This window comes from Caballeronia sordidicola, assembly GCF_001544455.2.
Classification (GTDB): domain Bacteria; phylum Pseudomonadota; class Gammaproteobacteria; order Burkholderiales; family Burkholderiaceae; genus Caballeronia; species Caballeronia sordidicola.
Map to the genome: position 1 here is coordinate 1 of NZ_FCOC02000069.1, position 660 is coordinate 660.

1 protein-coding gene is annotated in these 660 nt (G+C 57.0%); it reads right to left on the reverse strand.

From position 1 onward, the window contains the following. Window positions 1-660: IS21 family transposase (gene istA / locus AWB64_RS30615; RefSeq protein ID WP_157766746.1), on the reverse strand; the 660-nt coding region annotated here is incomplete at both ends.

Here is a 660-nt window from a genome sequence, read left to right on the forward strand (position 1 = left end):
GCCCAGTTCGCTTCCCAGCGCACGAGAAACGCGTTCTGTTCCTCAATAGAGTCGAAGCGTCGGCCGCCAAGCGCGGTGCCTTGCGTATGCTGGATTGCGTTCTCAACGGTCCCCTTGCGGTTCGGATCCCGCACGCGCGCCGGGTCAGCAACCACGCCGTAGGGTTCGAGCATCGCGGCGTAGAGATGATTGATCTCCGGTTCGTATGGATCCGGCGTGCTGACGCCTTCCTTAAGATTATCGAGGACGATGTATTGAACACAACCACCGAAATATCTGAACGCTTCTTCGTGAAGTTGCGCCCACACTTGCTGGCTGGATTTCCATACGACCCGGCGGAAACTGTGACGCGAAAAACGTAAAGTCATCACAAATAGCCGTGGTCGCCGATAGCGTCCCGTCTTCGGATCGAGGGTCGGCGCACCCTCGCCATAGTCAACCTGAGCCTCCTCGCCCGGCAGAAACTCAAGACGGTCGAATTGTTCCGGATCGATATGGCGCAAGGCACGCACGAACCGTTTGACGCTCTCGTAGCTCGCGGCAAACGCGTATTGATCAACGAGATCCTGGTAGATAGCCTGAGCGTTTCGTTGCAAGCGAACTTGCTCTTCGATCCATTGCCGATGGGGCTCGCACAATGAACGGGCGAAATCGAAGTTG